The sequence below is a fragment of the Natrinema pallidum genome (genome assembly GCF_005890195.1).
Lineage (GTDB): Archaea > Halobacteriota > Halobacteria > Halobacteriales > Natrialbaceae > Natrinema > Natrinema pallidum.
The window spans coordinates 2,222,846-2,241,935 of the sequence record NZ_CP040637.1 but is presented as its reverse complement, the minus strand read 5'-3'; the positions used below and the strand labels follow the sequence as shown (position 1 = coordinate 2,241,935).

Here is a 19,090-nt window from a genome sequence, read left to right as displayed (position 1 = left end):
TACTCCCCCAAGGCGTTCTCTACGGCTTCGGCCTTTCGTGCCCGGCCGACTCGTCGGTACCGCATGACCGTCCAGACCGAAACACCAGCTTCCTCGGCGACATCGTTCAGCGTGACGTTTTCCGGCGGCTGCCACTCGAGATCAACGTACGTCGATGGCCACGTTTCGTTCCCACCCGAGACTTCGATTTCGTCGCCGACCGACAGCTCGTCAAGGCGCGACCACGAGCCGTCCGGAAGCCGAATCCGGTGATTGTTCGACCCGGTCAGTTCGAAGCCGCGACGGGTCTCGATCGTCACGGTGTCGTGATCGTGAATGACGTTCGAGTCGTAGACCGCTCGGGACGTTTCTCCGTCGGAGACGGTCATGTGGTTATCGACCACTTCACGCATCGAGACAAGTCCGTCGGCAGTGAATATTGGCGTGTCCGGATCGACACAGGCCCAGCCCTCGTTCATCACCTTCGTCATCTTCTGGGCGGCGAAGTAGTAGGCCTCCGCGCGCATCATATCGAGGATGTCGCGTTGCCACTCCTCCATCTCGACGCCCCGACCGGCTTCGTCGTCGTACTGCTTGCCGTGTTCGCGAACGAAGGCCAGCAGGTCCTTCTGTGGCTCCTCGGGGAAGGTCCCGGTAAGCTCCTCTTCCTCGAGTTGCTCGACCCACTCCTCGGTGAAGACTTCGCCTTTGATCTCGTCGGAGAGTTCGAGTTCGTCCAACTTCTCGGCGAGGTCCTCGTCGATCCCCTCGATCGCGGGTCCGTCGACGTCGAGCCGCCGGCTGAACACCTGATGCTGGTCGATATTGTCCTCGAGGGACAGGCAGTGGTCGATCCACTTCTCGACCTCGGCGCGGTCGATATCGGGGTCTGACATATACTCGTCGATCGCCCGCGCGTGACGCTCGAGCATGGCCGCGGCGTTGACCTGATCCTCGTCCGCGCGCCTGCTGGTAAACATGCCGAACCAGTCGTTGTTGGCGAAGAAGTCCGAATGAGCCTCGACGTGGGTGATGACCGCCTTCTGGTCGGCGACCGTGTTGGACTCCTGCAGGAACGCGTGCGCGGGATTGTCGTTGTTGACGATCTCGAAGGCCTTCCCGCCCGCGTACTGCCCCTGCTTTTGTTGCTTGTCGTACTGCATCCCCCACCGCCAGTGAGGGTACCGGCTCTGGAACCCGCCGTAGGCGATGAGTTCGTTCATCTCGTCGTAGTCGATGATCCAGTACTTCACCGGATAGGGCTCGAGGCCGAGTTTCTCGGCGAGGGCCCGGGCCTCGTCGACCGGCTCCTCGAGTTCGCTGGCGATCGCCTGTTTGCGGAATCTGTCCGAATTACTCATTTGCAGTACCCTCCGTCGAGAGGATCTCGTAGATCGCGTCCGTCACGTCCGATTCGTCGTTGACGTACGCCACCGCGACGTCGTCGGCGTCGGTGCCGAAGTGACGCTCGAGTTCCTCGGCGTGGGTGGCGTTGATCGCGTTGCCGCTTGGCTGGGTCTCCACGTAGGCGTGGAGGTTCGCCGGGATTTCCTCCATCATCGGGACCACGCGCTCCTCGGTGTCGTTCGAGGAGTTCTCCGAGTCGCCCGCGGCGAAGACGTATCGGTTCCAGTCGGCCCAGGGGTAGTCCTCGAGCAACTCGGCGGCGAGCTCGTACGCGCTCGAGATTTTGGTGCCGCCGCCGCTGCGGATGCCGAAGAACTCGTCGCGGTCGACCGCCCAGGCGTCGGCGTCGTGGGCGATGTAGACGAACTCGGCGTTGTCGTACTTGCCCTGTAGGTACCAGTCCAGCGGGGTGAAGGTCCGCTCGACGAGTTCGCGTTTCTTCTCTCGCATCGAGCCGGAAACGTCGCGGATGTTGACGACGACGACGTTCTTCTCCTTCTCCTCGATGATTTCGGGGTGGCGGTAGCGTTCGTCCTCGCGGCGGAAGGGCACGTGTTTGATCCCCTCGCGGCGGATCTTCTGCTGGACGCTCTCGCGTTCGACGGTTGCCTCGACCTCCTCGATCGAGGCCCACTTCCCCCGCTCATCGTCGGGGATGTCCGCGTAGGCTTCTTCGATCCAGGCCATCGACACCGGCAGGTTCTCGCCGCGAGCCCACTCGAAGACGTCGCGAGGTTCGATGTCCGCAACTTTACAGAGTTCCCGCAGGAACTCCTCGTCGAAGTCCATCGCGAGCTTGCGTTTGAGCCCCTCCTTGAACATCCGCTCGAAGTCGAGCGTGCTGTTGGGACCGGTCCGCGTGAGGTCGGTAAAGGGACCTTCCTTCTCCTCGACGACCGTCTTGCCCTTCGGATCGAGATCGAGCCCCAGTTCCTCGTCGAGTTCCGCGGCGAACTCCTCGGGGTCCATCTCGTAGTACTCGTGGTCGCCGCCGTCCTCGCCCGGTTCGCCGTCCTCGCCGTCGTCGTCACCCGGCTGCGGTTGTGGCTGGCCGACCGGTTGGCCGGTGTCGGGCGTGCCGTCCTCGCCTTGCCCGACGCCACCCTGATCGCGTTGATCGTACTCGAACTCCGGCAGCGAGACGATCTTGACCGGGATCTTGATCTCGCCCGGCCGGCTCTGGCCGAGGTCGCCGTACTGGATGAAGTCGGCCAGATCTTCGCGACGCTGTTCACCCACCTCCCGGAACCGCTCGAGGTCGTCTCTCAGTCCCATCTGTAGCTCACCTGTCCCATGACGTGTCTGCTGGTCAGCTCGGCCGACGCCTCGGAGTAGCCGAAGAGATCGACCATCGTATCGATCGTGCTCTCCTTGACGGCGGCCGTCTCGGTCCCGCTTGGCGGGTCGCTCCACTGGCGCGGGTCGAAGTCCCCGAAGGTCCGCTCGACGTCGTCCCAGTCGTGACTCTCGAGGACGGTCTTGATCACCGGGATCGCGGTGAGATCGACATCCTCAACGGCGAAGTCCTCGTCGCGGTGCTCCCAGGCGTGGCGGTTCAGCGACGTGATGACCTTCTCGCGCCGGAAGTTCCGGACGCTCTCGCGGGGCTGGTTCCCGTCGTACCCGCTCTCGGAGAACCGGCCGAGATGCTCGATCTCGAACAGCTTCATCGTCAGCGGATCGGGCTCGACGCGCTCCCCACGGTCGTTGTACAGCGGCTCCTCGGTCTCCCAGGCGTAGACGTGTTCGACGTACTCGGCGACGGTCTCCTCGTCGACGCGTTTGTCGTGCATGATGGCCTCGATGACGTCGCTCTCCTGTTGATCGTAGATGTAGTTTTTCACGGGCACGACGCGGTTCTCGAACTCCGAGCGCTCGCCCGTCGAGAAGACCGGCGCGTCGATCAGCCCTTCGACCATGGCGTTTAACACGTCGCGGGGCATGACGATGTCCTCGACCGATAGCTCGGCGTGGTGGCGATCCCGATCGGTCTGGAGCAGTTCCGCGAGCGTGTCCCGCGTGTACGTGACCGGGATGCCGTGATCGCCGTCGTTGCCGTCGCCGTCGAAGTCGAACTCCGCTTTCTCCCGCCGGCTGTCGCCTTCCTGAAGGTAGCCCTGATCGTAGATCAAAGCCTTATCCACCAGATCGAGCCCGTTCGGGAGGTGTTCCTCGTCTAATCGCGTGACGACCGCGTACAGCGCGGCCGCTTCGATCGCGTGCGGCGCGAACTCCTGGACGCGCGTCTCGCCGTCGCGGTCCTTGACCGACATCGTCACCGGGGCACGAATTCGATCGGCGAGTTCGTCGTAGCTCTCGGCCTCCCAGACCGCCATCTCGTTTGTCAACTCGCGGCGAATGAGTTCCGTCTCGAGGCTCAGGTTCGTCAGATAACCGAAACGGTGTTTGTCCAACCGGCGTTTGAGTGCCTTCAGCGGGTCCATCCCGTTCCGATCCGCATGCTGGTTGAGTTGGGCCTCGAGGTCGGGGTTCGAGATGATCAGGAGCTGGGAATCGACGTCCATCCCGACCCCCTTATCCAGTTTCACCGACTGCTCGTCGGGGACGTTCAGCAGCTTCTGGAGGAGATCGGCGTGCTGGGCTGCGTCCTCGACGATCGTCAGCACGCCGTTGCCCTGCGAGAGCACGCCGTCGTAGCTGAACGCCTGTGGGTTCTTCCGGCCCCGCGAGTCGAGTTCCTGGAGCATGCCGTGCATCCACGAGCCGACGAGGCGCTCCTTGGGCGGGCCGTCGTCCTCCGAGTGGAGGACCCCGACACCCTGGCCCGTATCGACGACGTAATTTTTCACGCGGAGGTGGCTCTCGTCGGTGATCGCCGAGAAGAGTTCCTCCTCGCCCGCCCGGCGGTAGCGCTCCTCCAAGAAGTCGTACGCTTCCCGGGAGAACGGATCGATCTGTGCGTCGACCTGAATCGGTACGTGGTCGTCGAGGTCGGCGTTGAGTTGCTCGAGGAGATCGCCCCGCACCTCCGCGGGAAACACCGACAGCGGGTGGGCCTGGACGGGACTCTCGTACCAGTCCTGCTCGTCGGCGGCGCTGGTCTCGTCGCCGTAGCTCAGTCCGCGCTCGCCGCCCTCGGCGGTCGAGATGTTCCACTCGACGGTGTAGCGACGGCCCTCGGGCGTCTTCGAGTACTCGCGCAGGCCGTTGACCAGACAGCGTTTGAGTTCGGACTTGCCGGTCGCGGTCGGCCCCTCGAACCAGATGATCTTCTCGTCTTTCGCCCGGCCCGCAGCGATCGACCGCAGGTCGTCGACGAACCCGTTGAGTACCTCGGTGTTCCCGAGGATCGCGTGCTCACCGTCGTTGTACGGGTCGTCGAAGAAGCGGTAGCGCTCCTTTTCCTCGCCCTCCTCGACGACCCTCCGCGTGCCCGCGGCCTCGATCGCCTCGAGCAGGTACTTCGAGGCATGGGAGGCGATCGACGGGTTCTCGAAGACCCGATCGACGTACGCCGCGAGGGACATCGGCTCCTCGTAGGTCTCCTCGAGCGCGCGGTCGGCCTCGGTGACGTAGTCGTGTCCGGTCATGTTAGTCTGCCTCGTGTCCGGTCATGTTAGTCGTCCATCTCCGCCTTGGCGACCTCCGCACCGGCGAACTCGAGCACCTCCTTGGCACCGCCCTCGGAGTAGCCCTGTTCGATCAGCGCATCGATCCACGCGGAGCGCTCGTCGTCGTCGAACTCGTTGGCGCTGACCAGCGCGGAGAAGTTGATATTGTGTTTCTTGTCCTCCCAGAGCTTGCGCTCGAGGGCGCGGCGCAGGCGCTCGTTGTCCTGGGGGTTGAACGCCTCGCCCTCGCGGGCGCGGCGGGAGACCCAATTGGAGACCTCCTGTCGGAAGTCCTCCTTGCGGTCCTCGGGAATGTCGAGTTTCTCCTCGACCGACCGGAGGAACGTCTCGTCGGGTTCCTGTTCGCGACCCGTGAGTTCGTCCTCGATCGTGTCGTCGTCGATGTAGGCCATCACGTGGTCCATGTACTTCTCGCCCTGGCGCTGGATCTCGTCGATATCGTAGGCTAGCGCGTGGCGGACGTCCTCGATGGCCCGCTCCTTGTACTCCTCGCGGACCGTCTCGAGGTAGCGGTAGTAGGTCTCGAAGTTGTCCTCCGGAATCGAGCCGTGGTGTTCCAAGTTCTCCTCGAAGAAGTTGAACACCGTCAGCGGCGAGAGGAACCCGCGCTGGCGGTGTTTGGAGTCCATGATGGCCTCGGCGATCTCGTCGCCGATGAACCGCGGTGAGATCCCGACCATGCCCTCGCCGATCTCGGCCTTTAGTTCGGCCTCTTCGCGGAGCTTCTTGGTGTCGATATCGTCGCCCTCGTCGATCTCGCCGTTGTAGGCCTTGGCCTTCGAGAGGAGTCCGACGGTCTCGGTGTCGGGCTCCTCGATGCGGGTTAAGACGCCGAAGAGTCCCGCCATCTCGAGGGTGTGTGGCTCGACGTTGATGTCGGGGACGTCGGCGTTTTGCAGCATCTTCTCGTAGATGCTGGCCTCGTCCTCGTAGGAAAGGACGTAGGGGAAGTCGATCCGCTTGGTGCGGTCGTTGAACGCCTCCATCTTCTCGTCGCCCTTCTTGTCCTTGTACTCGGGCATGTTCGTCCGGCCGACGATCACCTGGTCGATATCGATCCGGGGGTTGTTCTTGGGCTTGATCGTCTGCTCCTGGGTCGCATGGAGGAAGTCGTAGAGGAACTCCCGCTGGAGTTTGAGCAGTTCCTCGCCGGAGAAGATACCACGGTTCGCGTTACAGAAGGCTCCCGAGTAGTCGAACGCGCGCGGATCGCTCTCGCCGTAGATAGCGATTTTCGAGTAGTTGACGTCGCCGGTGAGTTCGGTCTCGTCCTGGTTCTTCTTGTCCTTGGGTTCGAAGGTCTCGAGGCCCTGTCGTTTGTTCTCGTCGGCGACGAACCGAACGATCTCGACGTGGTTCTCGAGGACCTGCTGGAGGTCGTCGTCGTAGTACGCCAGCAGCTTGTCCATGTAGAACTCGCTTTCAGGGTCGAGCGCCTGCTCGTTCTGAATGGTGTAGGGCGCGTCGAGGTTCTCGTTAAGATCGTCGATAACCCGCTGGCGCTGCTCTACGGGCAAGAGCACGAGCGGGTCCTGGTTCATCGGGGAGCGGACGGAATCGTCGGCCGGGTCCTGATCCTGAATCACGTCACAGAGGTTCGTCCACCGGAAGGTGTACATCCGGCCGTCGTCCCGCAGCGTGTAGTCCTCGAAGTACTTGCGGACCTGCTTGTCGAAGTGGGACTTCCCGGAGCCGACCGGCCCGAGCAGAAGCTTGATTCGCCGTTCGGGGCCCAGCCGGCGAGCACCCGACTTGACCTTGTTGACGAACTCGTGGATCGACTGGTGGATGACCTTCCCGTAGAAGGTGTTCTCGCCGTCGCCCAGCGGGTCCTCGCTGGCGAGTTGGTACTCGACCATCCCTTCGGTCTCGTCGTAGGTCGTGCCGTAGTAATCGAACATGTCCGCGACGCGCTGGTGGGCGTTGCGGGCCACCTTCGGGTCCTCGTAGACCACTTCCAAGTACCAGTCGAAGGACTTGGTTTCCCGAAGGTCTGCGGGCATCGATTCCTTGTAATCCGTACTGAGCTGCTCGAGTGTTTCGATGTCACCGGTCATGGTATCATTGCCAGTTGCGGGGTTCCCCCGTCTGCTGTGCAGTCGTCCGTGATCCGCGGACTGCCTGCGTGGACGTCGTTCGACCAGCCGTGGCGTCGTGTGGCCGAACCGTCGGAATCCGTCGCCTCGCGTCACCCGACGTGAGTGCGTCGTGCTCGTCGGACTCCTCGAGGGGGGGCTCGGGGAGCGCAACCCGTTCGTGGGCGGCGGCGATTTGCCATGTCATATGTCATCTATCACCACTCTACGTTGCGCGATGCCTCGTCAGGGGATCGGGCAACGCTGCACCGGGGACGGGCGCGGAGTGGATCGGCCCGGCAAACGGATACCGATAGTATTTAATGAGTGAGTAATCCAGCTACTTAACCTTAGCCCCAAAAGGTATTTGTCAGGACTTAATTCCGGGAGAATATTGCCAGCACGCTGTGTCGATGTTCGGTATCACACCCCACATTCGGCCCCATTCGATATAAGTTACCGGCCTGCAGCGTCCACGTCGGCTCGCGCGCGCCCATCCCCCACCGCCGTCGGACCAGCGGACCCGAGCGGCCACCCGACCGGCCCAGTGGCGACGGGGATTTACGGTGAGGGGACCTACCGACGGCCATGTCGGATACGGATGCGGATGGCGTGGGTGACCGCTCGCGGCTACCGGACGCATGGACCGTCTGGAGTCAGGGGGAGCAGGGACGGCTCGTTCTCGCGTACCGACCGGACGTGTTCAACGCCGCGGACTTTCCCGCACCCTGTCTGCCGACGCTGTATCTCACCCACGGCAAGCGAACCCGTCGACCCGGTGTCAACCCCGCGGACACCGCCGATTCCGAGGACTGGTTCGTCACGCTCTACCTCGAGCCGGACGTGTCGCTGAACGAGACGCTGCGATACCCGAACCGGGACGACGCCCTCGAACGAACGATCGCACTCGCCCGGCAGTTCGACGACGGCGAAATCGACTATCGAGGGCTCTACCAGGTCCCTCGGGAGACGTACTTCGAACGACTGGACGAACTCACCGGCGACGAAACCGACGGCTGAATCGGTCCGCCCGCATCGCCTGCCGATCCACACTCGAGTTCCCGGCGCTCGACGGGACGTGACGCTTAACCGCCAGTGGCGACTACCACGTCCCATGTCGACCGTTACGCTCATCGGCTCCCGGCTGGCCGAGCCGGGAACCGAGTTCGTCTACGAGGGGGAAGCCGACGCCTGTACCGGCTGTCCCTATCGCAGCCAGTGTCTCAACCTCCACCCGGGCACGAAGTACCGCGTCACGTCCGTCCGAGAGAACGCCCAGACCCTCGAGTGTGCCATGCACGACGGCGGGGTCCGCGCCGTCGAAGTCGAGCCAGCCGCGACGCGCGCGAACATCACGTCAAAGGGTGCCTTCGCCGGGAGCAAGACGAGCCTCCCCGGTCCCTGCCCGTACGTCGACTGTCCAAGCCACGAGTACTGCGAACCCGACGGCGTCGAGTTCGACGAGGAGTACCGCATTCGGGAAATCATCGGCGACCCCCCACACGAGGTCTGCCATCTCGACCGCTCGCTCGAACTCGTCGAACTCGAGACCGACGACTGACCTCGCGGTTCGCCGTCGTCCCCGCCGGCGCGGGGTGCCGTCGACGAGTCCCCCCTCGAGCGCTCGTTCCGCCCGCGAAACGCTTAACACGGCATTTGGTATCACAACACGTATGCAGGACGCAGACCGTGCGGCGGCGACCGGGAACGGCATCGAACGGCTGGGGAACCGAATCGCGAACGTCGTCGAGCGATGGATGCCGAGCCCGTTCCTGTTCGCGATCATCCTGTCCTACGTCGTCTTCGCGGTCGGGATACTCGTCGAAGGGCAGGGCCCGACGGAGATGATCCAACACTGGTACGACGGGTTCTGGGCTTTCCTCACCTTCGCGATGCAGATGGTGTTGATCATCATGACCGGGTTCGTGATCGCCTACCACCCGCAGGTCAACGACGCGCTCCAGCGACTGGCGGCGGTCCCGAACTCCAGCAAGCAGGCCGTCGTCCTGGTCGGGGTCGTTTCGATGGTTCTGGCCTGGGTTCACTGGGGGCTGAGCCTCGTCGTCGGCGCGATCTTCGCGCGTGAGATGGGGAAGGCCGCCTATCGGGAGGGACTCACGGTCCACTACCCGCTGCTTTGTGTGGCCGGCTACATGGGCCTGGGACTGACCTGGCACTGGGGCCTCTCCGGCTCGGCACCCCTGCTGCTCGCGACGTCGGGCAACGAATTCATCGAACTCGGCGTCATCGACGAGCCGGTTAGCACCGGCGCAACGGTCTTCAGCGGATACGCGCTCGCGCTCACCGCGCTATCGATTCTCTTCGCGGCGACCGTGCTCTCCCTGCTGACGCCCGCTGCGGAGCGCTCGCGGGAGATCACCGAGTACATCCCCGAGAGCGAACTGCTCGAGTCGACGGCCGGCAGCGCCGACGACGACGCGGCGGATGATCTGACGCCGGCGGAACCATCGGACGACGGCCGCGTTCCAGCCGAGCGGATCGACAACAGTCGGTTGCTGGGCGGTGTCATCGCGCTGACCGGGGTCGCGGTGATCGCCTGGGAGTTCGCGACCGGCGGACTGGACGCACTGGACCTGAACGTGCTGAACTTCGGGTTCCTGTTCGCCGGCCTGGCGCTCTACCGGGACCGGTTCGGCGACGCCGCGGACGCCGCCGCCGGAATCATCCTCCTGTTCCCGTTTTTCGCGGGCATTCAGGGCATGATGAGCGGCTCCGGGCTGGCGGAAACGATGGCCGAAGGACTATTGGCGGTCTCGACCACCGAGACGTTCCCGATAATCGCGTGGCTCACGGCCGCGGTCGTCAACCTCTTCGTCCCCTCCGGCGGCGGCGAGTGGATCGTTCTCGGACCGCCGGTTCTCGAGGCCGCACAGGAGGTCGGAGTGCCGGTCGGCCAGGCGACGATCGCCTACGCCGTCGGGGACGCACACACGAACCTGCTGAACCCGTTCTGGGCGCTGCCGCTGCTCGCGATCACGAACATTCGGGCACGGGAAATGTTCGGCTACGCCGTTACGATGTTGCTCGCGCTGATCCCGTTCCTGGCGGTCGTCTTGCTCCTGTTGCCGTACTGATCGGCGCGGACGACCGCCCCCGCGGTTCGAAGACGGTCGACGCGTTACTGGGGCTCGAGTTCGCCGTCGTCGAGCCAGGAACCGGCCCAGCACTCGATCTCGCTGAAGACCGGTTCGAGGGACTCGCCCTTGTCGGTGAGGCTGTAGTAGGTCGCCACGGGGGCGTCCTCCTCGATGCGGCGTTCGACGAACCCCATCTCGCCGAGATCGTCGAGCACACGCGAGAGGGTGCGGGCGTTCGCGTCGGTCGATCGCTTGAGTTCGTTAAACCGCTGTTCGCCGTCCAGCAGTTCGTGGAGTACCGCCAGCCGCCATTGGGAGCCGATCTGCTCGAGGGAGGCGATGACGGGACAGGCGTCGTCGTGTTGCTCGCGGGATCTCGCTTGCGGAGAGGACATCGATCTGTGTGTCCTACGTCGTGAACCGGTATAGTAGTTCCCATCCGAACCGGGTAACACTGTGTTATCAGGCTTCGGCAGGCCGCTCGAGTCGGCCCCAGTCGTGGACCGGTCGCCTCGAGATCGACGCCGACCGCGGCGGGGTACCGTCTCGGCCGTTCTCGAGCGCGATAGCTCGAGTTCGATCGACCACTCGGGTGAGAGAGGGGCGGAGCGTCGAGCGTCGGCGTCCGGCCACCGGCCGGCAGCGACGGCGCCGCAGTGAAAGAGTCGATTCGCTTCGGATGAGACACCGCTGTACGCGGGTTCCGATGGCGCTTACTCGTGCCGCCCGCTTCGAATCGGTCAGTCGGCCCGACCCAGATCGTCCGCGAGCGCCTCCCGCCGAAGCCGTTCACCCTCCTCGGTGTCGACGGTCAACTCGGGTACCGTCGTCGGCGTGTTGTCCTCGTCGATCGCGACGTAGACGAAGTACGATTCGGTGGTCCGCTCGCGCTCGTGGGTCTGGAGGTTTTCCCGCTCGGCGATCAGACGGACTTTCACGCTCGAGGTGCCCGCATCGTACACGTAGGCGGTGATGTACGCCGTGTCGCCGACTGGGATCGGCCGCTCGAAGTTCATCTGATTGACCCGCGCGGTGACACACATCTCGCCGGCAAATCGCATCGCGCTCATCGCGCCCACTTCGTCCATCCACTTCATCACGTTGCCCCCGTGGGCCACGTCAAGCATGTTGGCGTGGTTCGGCTGGACCATCTCGCGGTTCTCGATAACCGTCTCCCGTAAGGCCGTCATTGGCCGGTATTACCCGACGGCACCAATCAGTCTTGCTTTCACCGGTCGGCGTCGGCTGACGGCCCCGATGGCTCGACGGCGAGACTGTATTGATATTTGATATTCCTTCGCGGTCCGATACTGGTAAAAGTCGCCGCCGAGTTGGGGGGTATAATGAGCGATGCAGGCGAGGCCGACGTGCCGGAGCCGCCAGCACCACCCGACGGCGACGGCGGCTCCGTCGAGGTCCTCGGCACGGCACACGTCTCGCAAGCGAGTGTCGACGAGGTCCGCGAGACGGTCGCCAGCGAGGACCCGGACGTCGTCGCCGTCGAACTGGATGAAGGGCGCTACCGCCAGATGCAGGGCGGGACGCCGGACGACATCGAAGCGGGAGACCTCCTCTCCGGCAACACCGTCTTCCAGTTTCTGGCCTACTGGATGCTATCGTACGTCCAGTCGCGGCTCGGCGATCAGTTCGACATCGAGCCCGGTGCCGACATGCGGGCCGCCATCGAGGCCGCCGAAACGAACGGCAGCGGCGTTGCCCTGGTCGATCGGGACATTCAGGTAACGATCCAGCGATTCTGGAGTCGGCTATCGGTCATGGAGAAACTGAAGATGGTCGGCGGGCTCGCGCTCGGCATCACCGACCCCCGCACGCTCGGGCTCACCGCGGGTGCCGTCACCGGCGCGTTGCTCGGCTTTCTCGTCGCCGTCTTTCTCGCCCCGATACTCGGCGTCGGCGACCTCCTGTTGGTCGGGCTCACCGATCCCACGACGCTTCAGTACATCGGCGGCGGCGCACTCGGCGCGCTCGGCGGCGCGTTCCTCGGTCTCCTCTTTTTACCCTCCTTCGAGTCCGCCGGCCGATACACCGGCGGCTACCTCTCCGGGTTTTCGACGCGGATCCTCGCGGGGATCGGACTCGGCATCGCTGGCTGTCTCACGCTGATCGCGACCGGAACCTTCGTCGGGCCGTTCTCGGCTGCGACCGTCGAAAGCGCCGGCGTCTCCGCGGTCCGGGGGACGGCCGGAACGCTGGCCGGCCTCGGTGTCGGCGTTACGCTCGGTGCCGTCCTCGGGCTCGCGCTCGACGGGCTCGGTGGTGACGTCGAGGAGATCGAGGAGGTCGACATCGAGGAGATGACCGACGGCAACGTCGTCGACGCGATGATGGAGGAGTTCCGCCAGTTCAGTCCGGGCGGCGCGAACGCCCTGATCGACGAACGGGACGCGTACATCGCGCACAACCTCCACGAACTCCGTGAACAGGGGTACGACGTTCTCGCCGTCGTCGGTGCCGGTCATAAGGCCGGCATCGAACGACACCTGCTGAATCCCGACGAGATCCCCACCCTCGAGTCGCTCTCCGGAACCGCCTCGAGCCGCCGATTCTCGCCGCTGAAAGTCGTCGGCTACCTCGTCATGGTCGGCTTCCTCGGGTTCTTCTTCCTGCTGATCATGGCCGGGGTCAGGAACACGTTCCTGCTGAAGTTGTTCGCCGCTTGGTTCCTGTTCAACGGGCTCTTCGCGTTCACGCTGGCGCGGCTGGCCGGCGCACGTTGGACCAGCGCGGGCGTCGGCGGCGCGGTCGCCTGGCTGACGAGCATCAACCCACTGCTCGCACCCGGCTGGTTCGCCGGCTACGTCGAACTCAAACATCGCCCGGTCAACGTGCGGGACATCCAGACGCTCAACGAGATCGTCGGCGACACCGAGCGACCGGTCGGCGAGGCACTCGAGGACATGTTTAACGTCCCGCTGTTCCGGCTGATAATGATCGTCGCGCTCACGAACATCGGCAGCATGATCGCGACGGGGCTGTTCCCGTTCGTGATCCTGCCGTGGCTGGCTCCCGATATCGGCGGCGTCGATGTGCTCATGGGGCAGTTGCTCCAGGGAGCCCAGAACAGTCTCGAGTTGATTCGGGGGCTGCTATCGTGAGCTATCGCACCGCTCGGCAGTCCGATCCCGAACTGCGCTTTAGCGACACGGAGATCCGCGATCTCGCGATCGCGTGGGTCACGCTCAGCGTCGCGTTCGCGCTGTTGTTCGCACCGGTTCACCGCGGCAAAAGTGTCGGCGCGTTTGTCACGATGGTCGGGCTGAGCCTCGTGACCGTCGGCGTCGCGTTCCTCCTCCACGAGATCGCACACAAGGTCATCGCGACCGAACACGGCCAGATCGCCGAGTTCCGAGCCGACTACCAGATGCTGTTCCTGGCGGTCATGGGGGCGCTCGTCGGCTTCCTCTTTGCCGCACCCGGAGCCGTCTACCACCGTGGACAGGTGACCCAACGCGAGAACGGCCTGATCGCGCTCGCGGGCCCGGTGACGAACCTCCTGTTAGCGCTGCTGTTCCTCCCGCTGGTGATCCTCCCCGAGCCGTTCGGGACGATCGGCCAGATGGGGATCTGGATCAACCTCTTCCTCGCAGCGTTCAATATGATCCCGTTCGGCCCGCTGGATGGCAAGTCCGTCCTCGAGTGGCACAAGGGGGTCTTCGCAATCGTCTTCGTCCCGACGGTGCTGCTCGCGGCGTACGTGATCGTGTTCGTCGGCCCATTCAGGTAACGCCGACCACTGCGGTCGCTCGCGCGGTCCCACGGGCGTCTCGAACGGACCGGTGACCTTTTGCTCGCGCCGGGAGGTGCTTCCAGTATGACCGACACGGACGACGAGAGAGGCGACGCGGAGGGACTCACCTACGCCGAGACCGGCGTCGACATCGACGCCAGCGAGGACGCGACGGCGGCGCTGCTCGAGGCCTTCGGCAGCGACCTCCGGACCGAGTACGCTGGGCTGCTCGATATCGGCGACCGGTATCTCGCGTTGGCGACCGACGGCGTCGGGACGAAACTGCTCGTCGCCGAAGCGATCGAGGACTTCTCGACGATCGGCATCGACTGCATCGCGATGAACGTCAACGATCTCGTCGCGGCGGGGGTCGAGCCGGTCGCGTTCGTCGACTACCTCGCGATCGACGAGCCGGACGAGGAACTGACCAACCAGATCGGCGAGGGGCTCGCGGTGGGACTCGAGCAGGCCGATCTCACCATGCTCGGCGGCGAAACGGCGGTCATGCCCGAGGTGGTGAAGGGGTTCGACCTCGCGGGAACCTGTGTCGGACTCGCCGGAAAGGACGACATTTTCGACGGCGACGCGCGAGTCGGCGACGCGCTCGTCGGGTTTCCGTCGAACGGGATCCACTCGAACGGGCTGACTCTCGCTCGCGAGACGGTGACTCGGACCCACGACTACACGGACGAGTTCCCGCTAGACCCGGAGAAAACGATCGGTGAGGAACTGCTGCGACCGACCCGGATCTACACCGACTTGCTCGAGCCGATGCGCGATCACGACGTCCACGCGGCGGCTCACGTCACGGGCGGGGGGTGGACGAACCTGCTTCGGATGGGCGACCACGGGTACGATATCGAGGCACCACTCCCGGCCCAGCCGATCTTCGAGTTCGTCCAGGCGGAGGGGAGCGTGACCGACGCGGAGATGCATCGGACGTTCAATATGGGGACCGGGTTCGTCGTCGCGCTGCCCGAGGACCGGGCCGAGGAGTTGGCCGCGGTGACCGATGGCCAGGTCATTGGACGCGTCACGAAGGGCGAGACGGTCGAGATCCGTGGGCTCTCGCTGTCCTGAACCGAGCCGACGCGCCGGCTTTCTCGAGACGGAGCCGACAGCACGGCGACCGAGTCCGTCGGTCCGGTAGGATCGAACCGGCGGATGGTCGCCAGTGGACCGACCGACACACCCATCGTACCTCCATCATGCGAGCAGGTGAACACCGAGGGACAGTTGTGACGATAGTGTGATGAAACGACCCAACGGAAGTTGTATGGTAACATGGTTCATAGCGCCCGATAGCGGCGGGGTCGCATCGCGGACTCCGGAATAGCAGCCACGACTCGAGCATGAAAGGGATACGCTGTCCGAACTGCAAGGGGAACGCCGGAACCGAGATCGACGGGGAACTGCTGGGGCCGGGGATCAACCGAACGTTCGAATGCGAACGCTGTGGCCACACGTGGGAACTCGTCGTCTAAGGCGACCACTCACACCGTCGGTGCCGTTCACCGATTCGGATTGCTCTTCTCGGAGTTCCCGGTCGCCGTTCGAAGGACATCGTACTCCTCGTCGCCGTAGGCGATCAACTGGACGGTTGAGAGCGTCTCGGGCTCGTACCGCTCGAGTTCCGCGCCGATGATCTCGGCCCCCGCCGCGAGATCGAAGCCGGCGATCCCACAGCCCAGCGCCGGGAGGACGAGCGATTCGCAACCGAGTGCGTCCGCCCGCTCGAGCGCGTGTCGCGTCGCGTCTCGAATGCTATCCGCCGTCGCCTTGCCGCCATGCGGCATCGCTGCGGCGTGGATGACGTGGTCGGCCTCGAGGTCGTAGGCGTCGGTGACCGCGACCGCGCCGAGGTCGATCGGTCCCGTTGCCATCGCCTCCTCGGCGATCCCCTCGCCCGCACCGCGACGGAGCGCGCCGGCGACGCCGGACCCCATCCGAAGGCTGGTGTTGGCCGCGTTGACGAGCGCGCCGGCGGACTGTGCGGCGATGTCGCCTTGAACGATGTCGTACTGCATATGCGCCGCTTCCTGATCGACGCCAATGAAGCTGACTCCGGCGGATAGCGCCGTCGGCTCAGTCCGTTCTGACCCAGTCGTCCGGCACCGGCCGGGTCTCGATATCCGCGTTCGCGATCCCGTAGAACTTCTCGCGGCCGACCGGCGTGCGAAGCCGGAGGACGCAGGTGTAGTCGGTCACCTCGAAGGCAGTCACCGAGCGGGCGGACCGTTGATGGGCGAATCGGAAGAGCTGATCCGCGTCGGCGGTCACGCGGTTACCGAGCGACCAACTGAGGGACTCGACGTGTCCCCGCTCGACACCAAAGAGGGACGCGATCAGTGGCCGACCGTGTCGGCCCAGTGTCCCCTGTGACCGGTTCTCGTGTGAACGCATACTGGAACGATATCACTGAGTCCCGAAAAAAGATACTATATTCGCATGAGCCGCGCTCGCATGCTGGGTCGGTGAGCAGTGACGAACCGGACGGCTCAGCGGTCGGTTCCGTGAACGATCGCAGCCACGGGAGATCAAGGGACGCCAACGGCATCTGTCCGGCCAGTGGTATCTCTGCCTCGCGCAGTCTTAGGTCGACCAAAACCTTTTTAGAATTAGGCTCACCTAACTTCACCTGATGGACGTACCCGCCCGCAGGGAGGAGCCCGAACTCGACGAGGAACTCGAGGAGCCGACGGCGGTCGTGAGCAGTCACGAGACCCGCCCCGGAAAGACCGTCTTTACCGAACGAAACAACAGCGATGGGTGGATCGCGACCGATCTCACCGTCGATCTCGAGCGGTAACTGCGTCGGTACTCGTGGCGCGTGAGTTCGCGACCGGAACCGGCCGCGAACGTCGCCGTCACGCGTGCTCGGCGACGAAAAACTGTCTACCGTCTTCGATCGTCGACGGGCCCGTTCTGGACCCGCTCGCCGACGCCGCTCAGTGAGTCGCTTCCTCGAGCACCAGGGTATCGCCTTCGAGGTAGTGCTCGAAGTGGTGCCCGTCCTCCTCGAGTTCGACGAGGATCTCACGTAGGATCTCGGCGGTCGCGTGGTCGCCGAGGTTCTCCGCGAGTTCGATGCTGCCGCGCATCGACTCGATGATGTCGCCGTAGATTTCGAGGTCGTTTTCGAACATCGTGCGGACGTCGTAGACGTCTTCGCCCTCGAACTCGACGGTCGCGCGCTCCTCCTGGTTCGACGGCCCGGAGACCGGGACGCCGCCGAGCGCCTGGGCGCGCTCGGCGATTTCGTCAGCGCCTTCCTCGACGTGTTCGTACGCCTCCTCCAGGAACTCGTGGAGGGGCAGGAACTCCGCACCCTCGACGACCCAGTGGTGTTTCTTCAACTGATGGTAGAGGACGTACGAGTTCGCCAGTTCCGTGTTCAGTGCGTCGACGATCTGCTCGGCTTTGTCCTGCTCGAGGCGAAGCGCGTTCTCCTCGACGCTGTCTGCCGATTGGCGGACGGTCTCTTGGGTGCTCATCCTATCTCTCAGTAGGTGCGCATTCCACTTAAAGACTTCCCCTGGGAAAACATTTCTTTGGCATACCTAAAGAGAAATTGCGTGATGTGGGGCTAAGATTGCGCATCAACCATAGTGAACGTGTTGCCGAACGGCACCGTCAATATCGCCTTTGTTTTTTCGAGCCTGAGTAAACATTTTCAATGAGGGGGCCCAAGGAACTGGTATGGCAACGAGAATCGCACAGCGGCGGGAGCGCATCTACGTCGACGGCGAGTGGCTCGAGACCGACGCCGAGTTGTCGGTCTCGGACCTCGCCGAGGGCGGGACGTTCGCACACGTCGCCGCCGCAGGGCCGACGGAGGCCCGCACTGCACTGGCCGCTGCCCACGAGATCAAACCCGAGCTACGCCAGACGACCGTCGTCGAGCGGGCCGCATGGTGTGAGACGATCGCCGACCGACTCCGCGAACGCGAAGAGGAGATCGCCGAGGTCATCGTCCGGGAAGCCGGCAAACCGATCTCCTCGGCTCGCGGCGAGGTCGGCCAGGCCGCCGAACGCTTCGATCGAGCAGCCGAGGAAGCCCGCACCATCGTCAGCACCGGCGAGTACCGCGAGGGCTCGACCGAGGGCCACGAGGGCTGGCAGGCGATCGTCAAACACGAGCCGATCGGCGCGGTGCTGTGTATCACGCCGTACAACTACCCGCTGGCGACGACGGCGCTGCAAGTCGCACCCGCGCTCGCGGCCGGGAACAGCGTCCTGCTCAAGCCCGCCAGCAAGACACCCATCTCGGCGGCGATCCTCGCCGACATCATCGCCGATGTCGACGGGATTCCGGACGGCGCGTTCAACTTCGTCCCCGGCGACGCCAGCGAGATCGGCGACGTTCTCTCGGGCGACGACCGCGTCAACGCGATCGCGATGACCGGCTCCTCGGGCGCGGGCAAACACGTCGCCCGGGAGAGCGGGATGGTGAATCTGCACATGGAACTCGGCGGCAACGCCCCGGCGATCGTCTTCGACGACGCCGACCTCACCGACGTCGCGGGTAACTGCGCGAAGGGATCGTTCAAGTACGCCGGCCAGCGCTGCTCGGCGATCTCGCGCGTGCTCGCCCATGAATCGGTTCACGACGACCTCGTCGACCTGATCGACGGGCAGATGGACGCCTGGCAAGCCGGCGACCTCTTCGCGGAGGACACCGCCCTCGGCCCGCTGATCAGCGCCGATCAGGCCGATTGGGTCGAGACGCTCGTCGAAGACGCCGTCGAGAAGGGCGCGGAGATCGTTCGCGGCGGCGAACGACGTGCCCCCGACGGCGTTCCGGACGAACTCGCCGATCAGTTCTTCGAACCGACGCTGCTCGCGAACGTCCCCCACGACGCCCGCATCGTCGACGAAGAACAGTTCGGCCCCATCGCCGCGATCACGACCTTCGAGGACGAAGCCGAGGCCCTCGAGATCGCGAACGGCTCCGACCTCGCGCTCGACGCGGCGGTCTTCACGAACGACTACAAGCGCGCGATGCGGCTGGCCGAGCGCGTCGACGCCGGCGCGGTCCGAATCAACGGCGCGCCGAGCCACGGGCTGGGCGACGTTCCGTTCGGCGGCAACAAGGACTCGGGGATCGGCCGCGAGGGCCTCGACGCCTCGATCCACGCGATGATGCGCGAAAAGAGCATCATCCTGTAAGTCGGCAGCCACCACTGCCAG

The 19,090-nt window shown here is 64.5% G+C and carries 18 protein-coding genes and 1 pseudogene; 9 read left to right on the top strand and 10 right to left on the bottom strand.

The window, feature by feature from the left end; translation table 11 throughout:
* Positions 1–440 precede the first annotated feature (440 nt).
* The 5 genes and pseudogenes from FGF80_RS19920 to FGF80_RS11170 form a co-directional block, all read right to left on the bottom strand.
* Positions 441–1,340: pseudogene (locus FGF80_RS19920) on the bottom strand (SpoVR family protein); the annotation flags it as partial.
* Positions 1,333–2,661 carry a YeaH/YhbH family protein gene (locus FGF80_RS11185; protein ID WP_138654042.1) on the bottom strand — a complete coding sequence of 443 codons (1,329 nt, stop codon included), beginning with the start codon at positions 2,659–2,661 and terminating at the stop codon, positions 1,333–1,335. The pseudogene FGF80_RS19920 and the gene FGF80_RS11185, both read right to left, overlap by 8 nt.
* Complete coding sequence (locus tag FGF80_RS11180) at positions 2,652–4,937, bottom strand: PrkA family serine protein kinase (RefSeq protein WP_138654040.1); 2,286 nt, start codon at positions 4,935–4,937, stop codon at positions 2,652–2,654. Before FGF80_RS11180 ends, FGF80_RS11185 begins: the two co-directional genes overlap by 10 nt.
* Positions 4,938–4,963: 26 nt before the next feature.
* Positions 4,964–7,036, bottom strand: a complete 2,073-nt coding sequence (locus FGF80_RS11175; RefSeq protein WP_006186707.1) for a PrkA family serine protein kinase — start codon at positions 7,034–7,036, stop codon at positions 4,964–4,966.
* Between the two features lie 4 nt (positions 7,037–7,040).
* On the bottom strand, positions 7,041–7,262 hold the full coding sequence (locus tag FGF80_RS11170; protein WP_006186708.1) for a hypothetical protein: 222 nt from the start codon (positions 7,260–7,262) through the stop codon (positions 7,041–7,043).
* Between the two features lie 380 nt (positions 7,263–7,642).
* On the opposite strand from FGF80_RS11170, the gene FGF80_RS11165 reads away from it, so the two are divergent.
* The 3 genes from FGF80_RS11165 (at position 7,643) to FGF80_RS11155 (ending at position 10,149) form a co-directional block, all read left to right on the top strand.
* Positions 7,643–8,074 (top strand): DUF5820 family protein, encoded by a 432-nt coding sequence (locus FGF80_RS11165; protein ID WP_138654038.1) that lies wholly within the window; start codon positions 7,643–7,645, stop codon positions 8,072–8,074.
* A 94-nt stretch (positions 8,075–8,168) separates the two neighbouring features.
* Positions 8,169–8,615 carry a UPF0179 family protein gene (locus FGF80_RS11160; protein ID WP_006186710.1) on the top strand — a complete coding sequence of 149 codons (447 nt, stop codon included), beginning with the start codon at positions 8,169–8,171 and terminating at the stop codon, positions 8,613–8,615.
* Positions 8,616–8,727: 112 nt separating this feature from the next.
* On the top strand, positions 8,728–10,149 hold the full coding sequence (locus tag FGF80_RS11155) for a short-chain fatty acid transporter (RefSeq protein WP_138654036.1): 1,422 nt from the start codon (positions 8,728–8,730) through the stop codon (positions 10,147–10,149).
* 44 nt (positions 10,150–10,193) lie between these two features.
* Here the strand turns inward: FGF80_RS11155 and FGF80_RS11150 are convergent, their stop codons facing one another.
* Complete coding sequence (locus FGF80_RS11150) at positions 10,194–10,547, bottom strand: winged helix-turn-helix transcriptional regulator (RefSeq protein ID WP_138654034.1); 354 nt, start codon at positions 10,545–10,547, stop codon at positions 10,194–10,196.
* 345 nt (positions 10,548–10,892) lie between these two features.
* Positions 10,893–11,342: an acyl-CoA thioesterase gene (locus tag FGF80_RS11145; protein WP_006186713.1), complete on the bottom strand. Its 450-nt coding sequence runs from the start codon at positions 11,340–11,342 to the stop codon at positions 10,893–10,895.
* A 153-nt stretch (positions 11,343–11,495) separates the two neighbouring features.
* Between FGF80_RS11145 and FGF80_RS11140 the strand changes: the two genes are divergently transcribed.
* The 4 genes from FGF80_RS11140 (at position 11,496) to FGF80_RS19605 (ending at position 15,384) form a co-directional block, all read left to right on the top strand.
* The gene (locus FGF80_RS11140) at positions 11,496–13,268 is read left to right on the top strand and encodes a TraB/GumN family protein (protein ID WP_006186714.1); all 1,773 of its coding nucleotides are present in this window, start codon (positions 11,496–11,498) and stop codon (positions 13,266–13,268) included.
* Positions 13,265–13,897: a zinc metalloprotease gene (locus FGF80_RS11135; protein WP_138654032.1), complete on the top strand. Its 633-nt coding sequence runs from the start codon at positions 13,265–13,267 to the stop codon at positions 13,895–13,897. The genes FGF80_RS11140 and FGF80_RS11135 overlap by 4 nt, the downstream gene beginning before the upstream one ends.
* 87 nt (positions 13,898–13,984) lie before the next feature.
* On the top strand, positions 13,985–14,980 hold the full coding sequence (purM, locus tag FGF80_RS11130) for a phosphoribosylformylglycinamidine cyclo-ligase (RefSeq protein WP_138654030.1): 996 nt from the start codon (positions 13,985–13,987) through the stop codon (positions 14,978–14,980).
* A gap of 272 nt (positions 14,981–15,252) precedes the next feature.
* On the top strand, positions 15,253–15,384 hold the full coding sequence (locus FGF80_RS19605) for a zinc ribbon domain-containing protein (protein ID WP_006186717.1): 132 nt from the start codon (positions 15,253–15,255) through the stop codon (positions 15,382–15,384).
* Between the two features lie 27 nt (positions 15,385–15,411).
* Here FGF80_RS19605 and FGF80_RS11125 read toward each other — a convergent pair whose 3' ends face one another.
* Both FGF80_RS11125 and FGF80_RS11120 read right to left on the bottom strand, forming a co-directional pair.
* Positions 15,412–15,927, bottom strand: a complete 516-nt coding sequence (locus FGF80_RS11125; protein ID WP_138654028.1) for a macro domain-containing protein — start codon at positions 15,925–15,927, stop codon at positions 15,412–15,414.
* A gap of 58 nt (positions 15,928–15,985) precedes the next feature.
* Positions 15,986–16,303 carry a hypothetical protein gene (locus FGF80_RS11120; protein WP_006186719.1) on the bottom strand — a complete coding sequence of 106 codons (318 nt, stop codon included), beginning with the start codon at positions 16,301–16,303 and terminating at the stop codon, positions 15,986–15,988.
* Positions 16,304–16,541: 238 nt separating this feature from the next.
* Here FGF80_RS11120 and FGF80_RS19205 point away from each other — a divergent pair, with 238 nt between their 5' ends.
* Complete coding sequence (locus FGF80_RS19205) at positions 16,542–16,709, top strand: hypothetical protein (protein ID WP_006186720.1); 168 nt, start codon at positions 16,542–16,544, stop codon at positions 16,707–16,709.
* Positions 16,710–16,848: 139 nt separating this feature from the next.
* Here FGF80_RS19205 and dpsA read toward each other — a convergent pair whose 3' ends face one another.
* Complete coding sequence (gene dpsA, locus FGF80_RS11115) at positions 16,849–17,394, bottom strand: DNA starvation/stationary phase protection protein DpsA (RefSeq protein ID WP_006186721.1); 546 nt, start codon at positions 17,392–17,394, stop codon at positions 16,849–16,851.
* 205 nt (positions 17,395–17,599) lie between these two features.
* Here dpsA and FGF80_RS11110 point away from each other — a divergent pair, with 205 nt between their 5' ends.
* A complete protein-coding gene (locus FGF80_RS11110; RefSeq protein WP_138654026.1) occupies positions 17,600–19,069 on the top strand; it encodes an aldehyde dehydrogenase family protein in 1,470 nt (489 codons plus the stop codon).
* Positions 19,070–19,090 lie beyond the last annotated feature (21 nt).

Bases quoted from the DNA above. Each gene is read 5' to 3' on its own strand.
- FGF80_RS11185 (WP_138654042.1), bottom strand. From the start codon at position 2,661: ATGGGACTGAGAGACGACCTCGAGCGGTTCCGGGAGGTGGGTGAACAG.
- FGF80_RS11180 (WP_138654040.1), bottom strand. From the start codon at position 4,937: ATGACCGGACACGACTACGTCACCGAGGCCGACCGCGCGCTCGAGGAG.
- FGF80_RS11175 (WP_006186707.1), bottom strand. From the start codon at position 7,036: ATGACCGGTGACATCGAAACACTCGAGCAGCTCAGTACGGATTACAAG.
- FGF80_RS11170 (WP_006186708.1), bottom strand. From the start codon at position 7,262: ATGACATGGCAAATCGCCGCCGCCCACGAACGGGTTGCGCTCCCCGAG.
- FGF80_RS11165 (WP_138654038.1), top strand. From the start codon at position 7,643: ATGTCGGATACGGATGCGGATGGCGTGGGTGACCGCTCGCGGCTACCG.
- FGF80_RS11160 (WP_006186710.1), top strand. From the start codon at position 8,169: ATGTCGACCGTTACGCTCATCGGCTCCCGGCTGGCCGAGCCGGGAACC.
- FGF80_RS11155 (WP_138654036.1), top strand. From the start codon at position 8,728: ATGCAGGACGCAGACCGTGCGGCGGCGACCGGGAACGGCATCGAACGG.
- FGF80_RS11150 (WP_138654034.1), bottom strand. From the start codon at position 10,547: ATGTCCTCTCCGCAAGCGAGATCCCGCGAGCAACACGACGACGCCTGT.
- FGF80_RS11145 (WP_006186713.1), bottom strand. From the start codon at position 11,342: ATGACGGCCTTACGGGAGACGGTTATCGAGAACCGCGAGATGGTCCAG.
- FGF80_RS11140 (WP_006186714.1), top strand. From the start codon at position 11,496: ATGAGCGATGCAGGCGAGGCCGACGTGCCGGAGCCGCCAGCACCACCC.
- purM (WP_138654030.1), top strand. From the start codon at position 13,985: ATGACCGACACGGACGACGAGAGAGGCGACGCGGAGGGACTCACCTAC.
- FGF80_RS19605 (WP_006186717.1), top strand. From the start codon at position 15,253: ATGAAAGGGATACGCTGTCCGAACTGCAAGGGGAACGCCGGAACCGAG.
- FGF80_RS11125 (WP_138654028.1), bottom strand. From the start codon at position 15,927: ATGCAGTACGACATCGTTCAAGGCGACATCGCCGCACAGTCCGCCGGC.
- FGF80_RS11120 (WP_006186719.1), bottom strand. From the start codon at position 16,303: ATGCGTTCACACGAGAACCGGTCACAGGGGACACTGGGCCGACACGGT.
- FGF80_RS19205 (WP_006186720.1), top strand. From the start codon at position 16,542: ATGGACGTACCCGCCCGCAGGGAGGAGCCCGAACTCGACGAGGAACTC.
- dpsA (WP_006186721.1), bottom strand. From the start codon at position 17,394: ATGAGCACCCAAGAGACCGTCCGCCAATCGGCAGACAGCGTCGAGGAG.
- FGF80_RS11110 (WP_138654026.1), top strand. From the start codon at position 17,600: ATGGCAACGAGAATCGCACAGCGGCGGGAGCGCATCTACGTCGACGGC.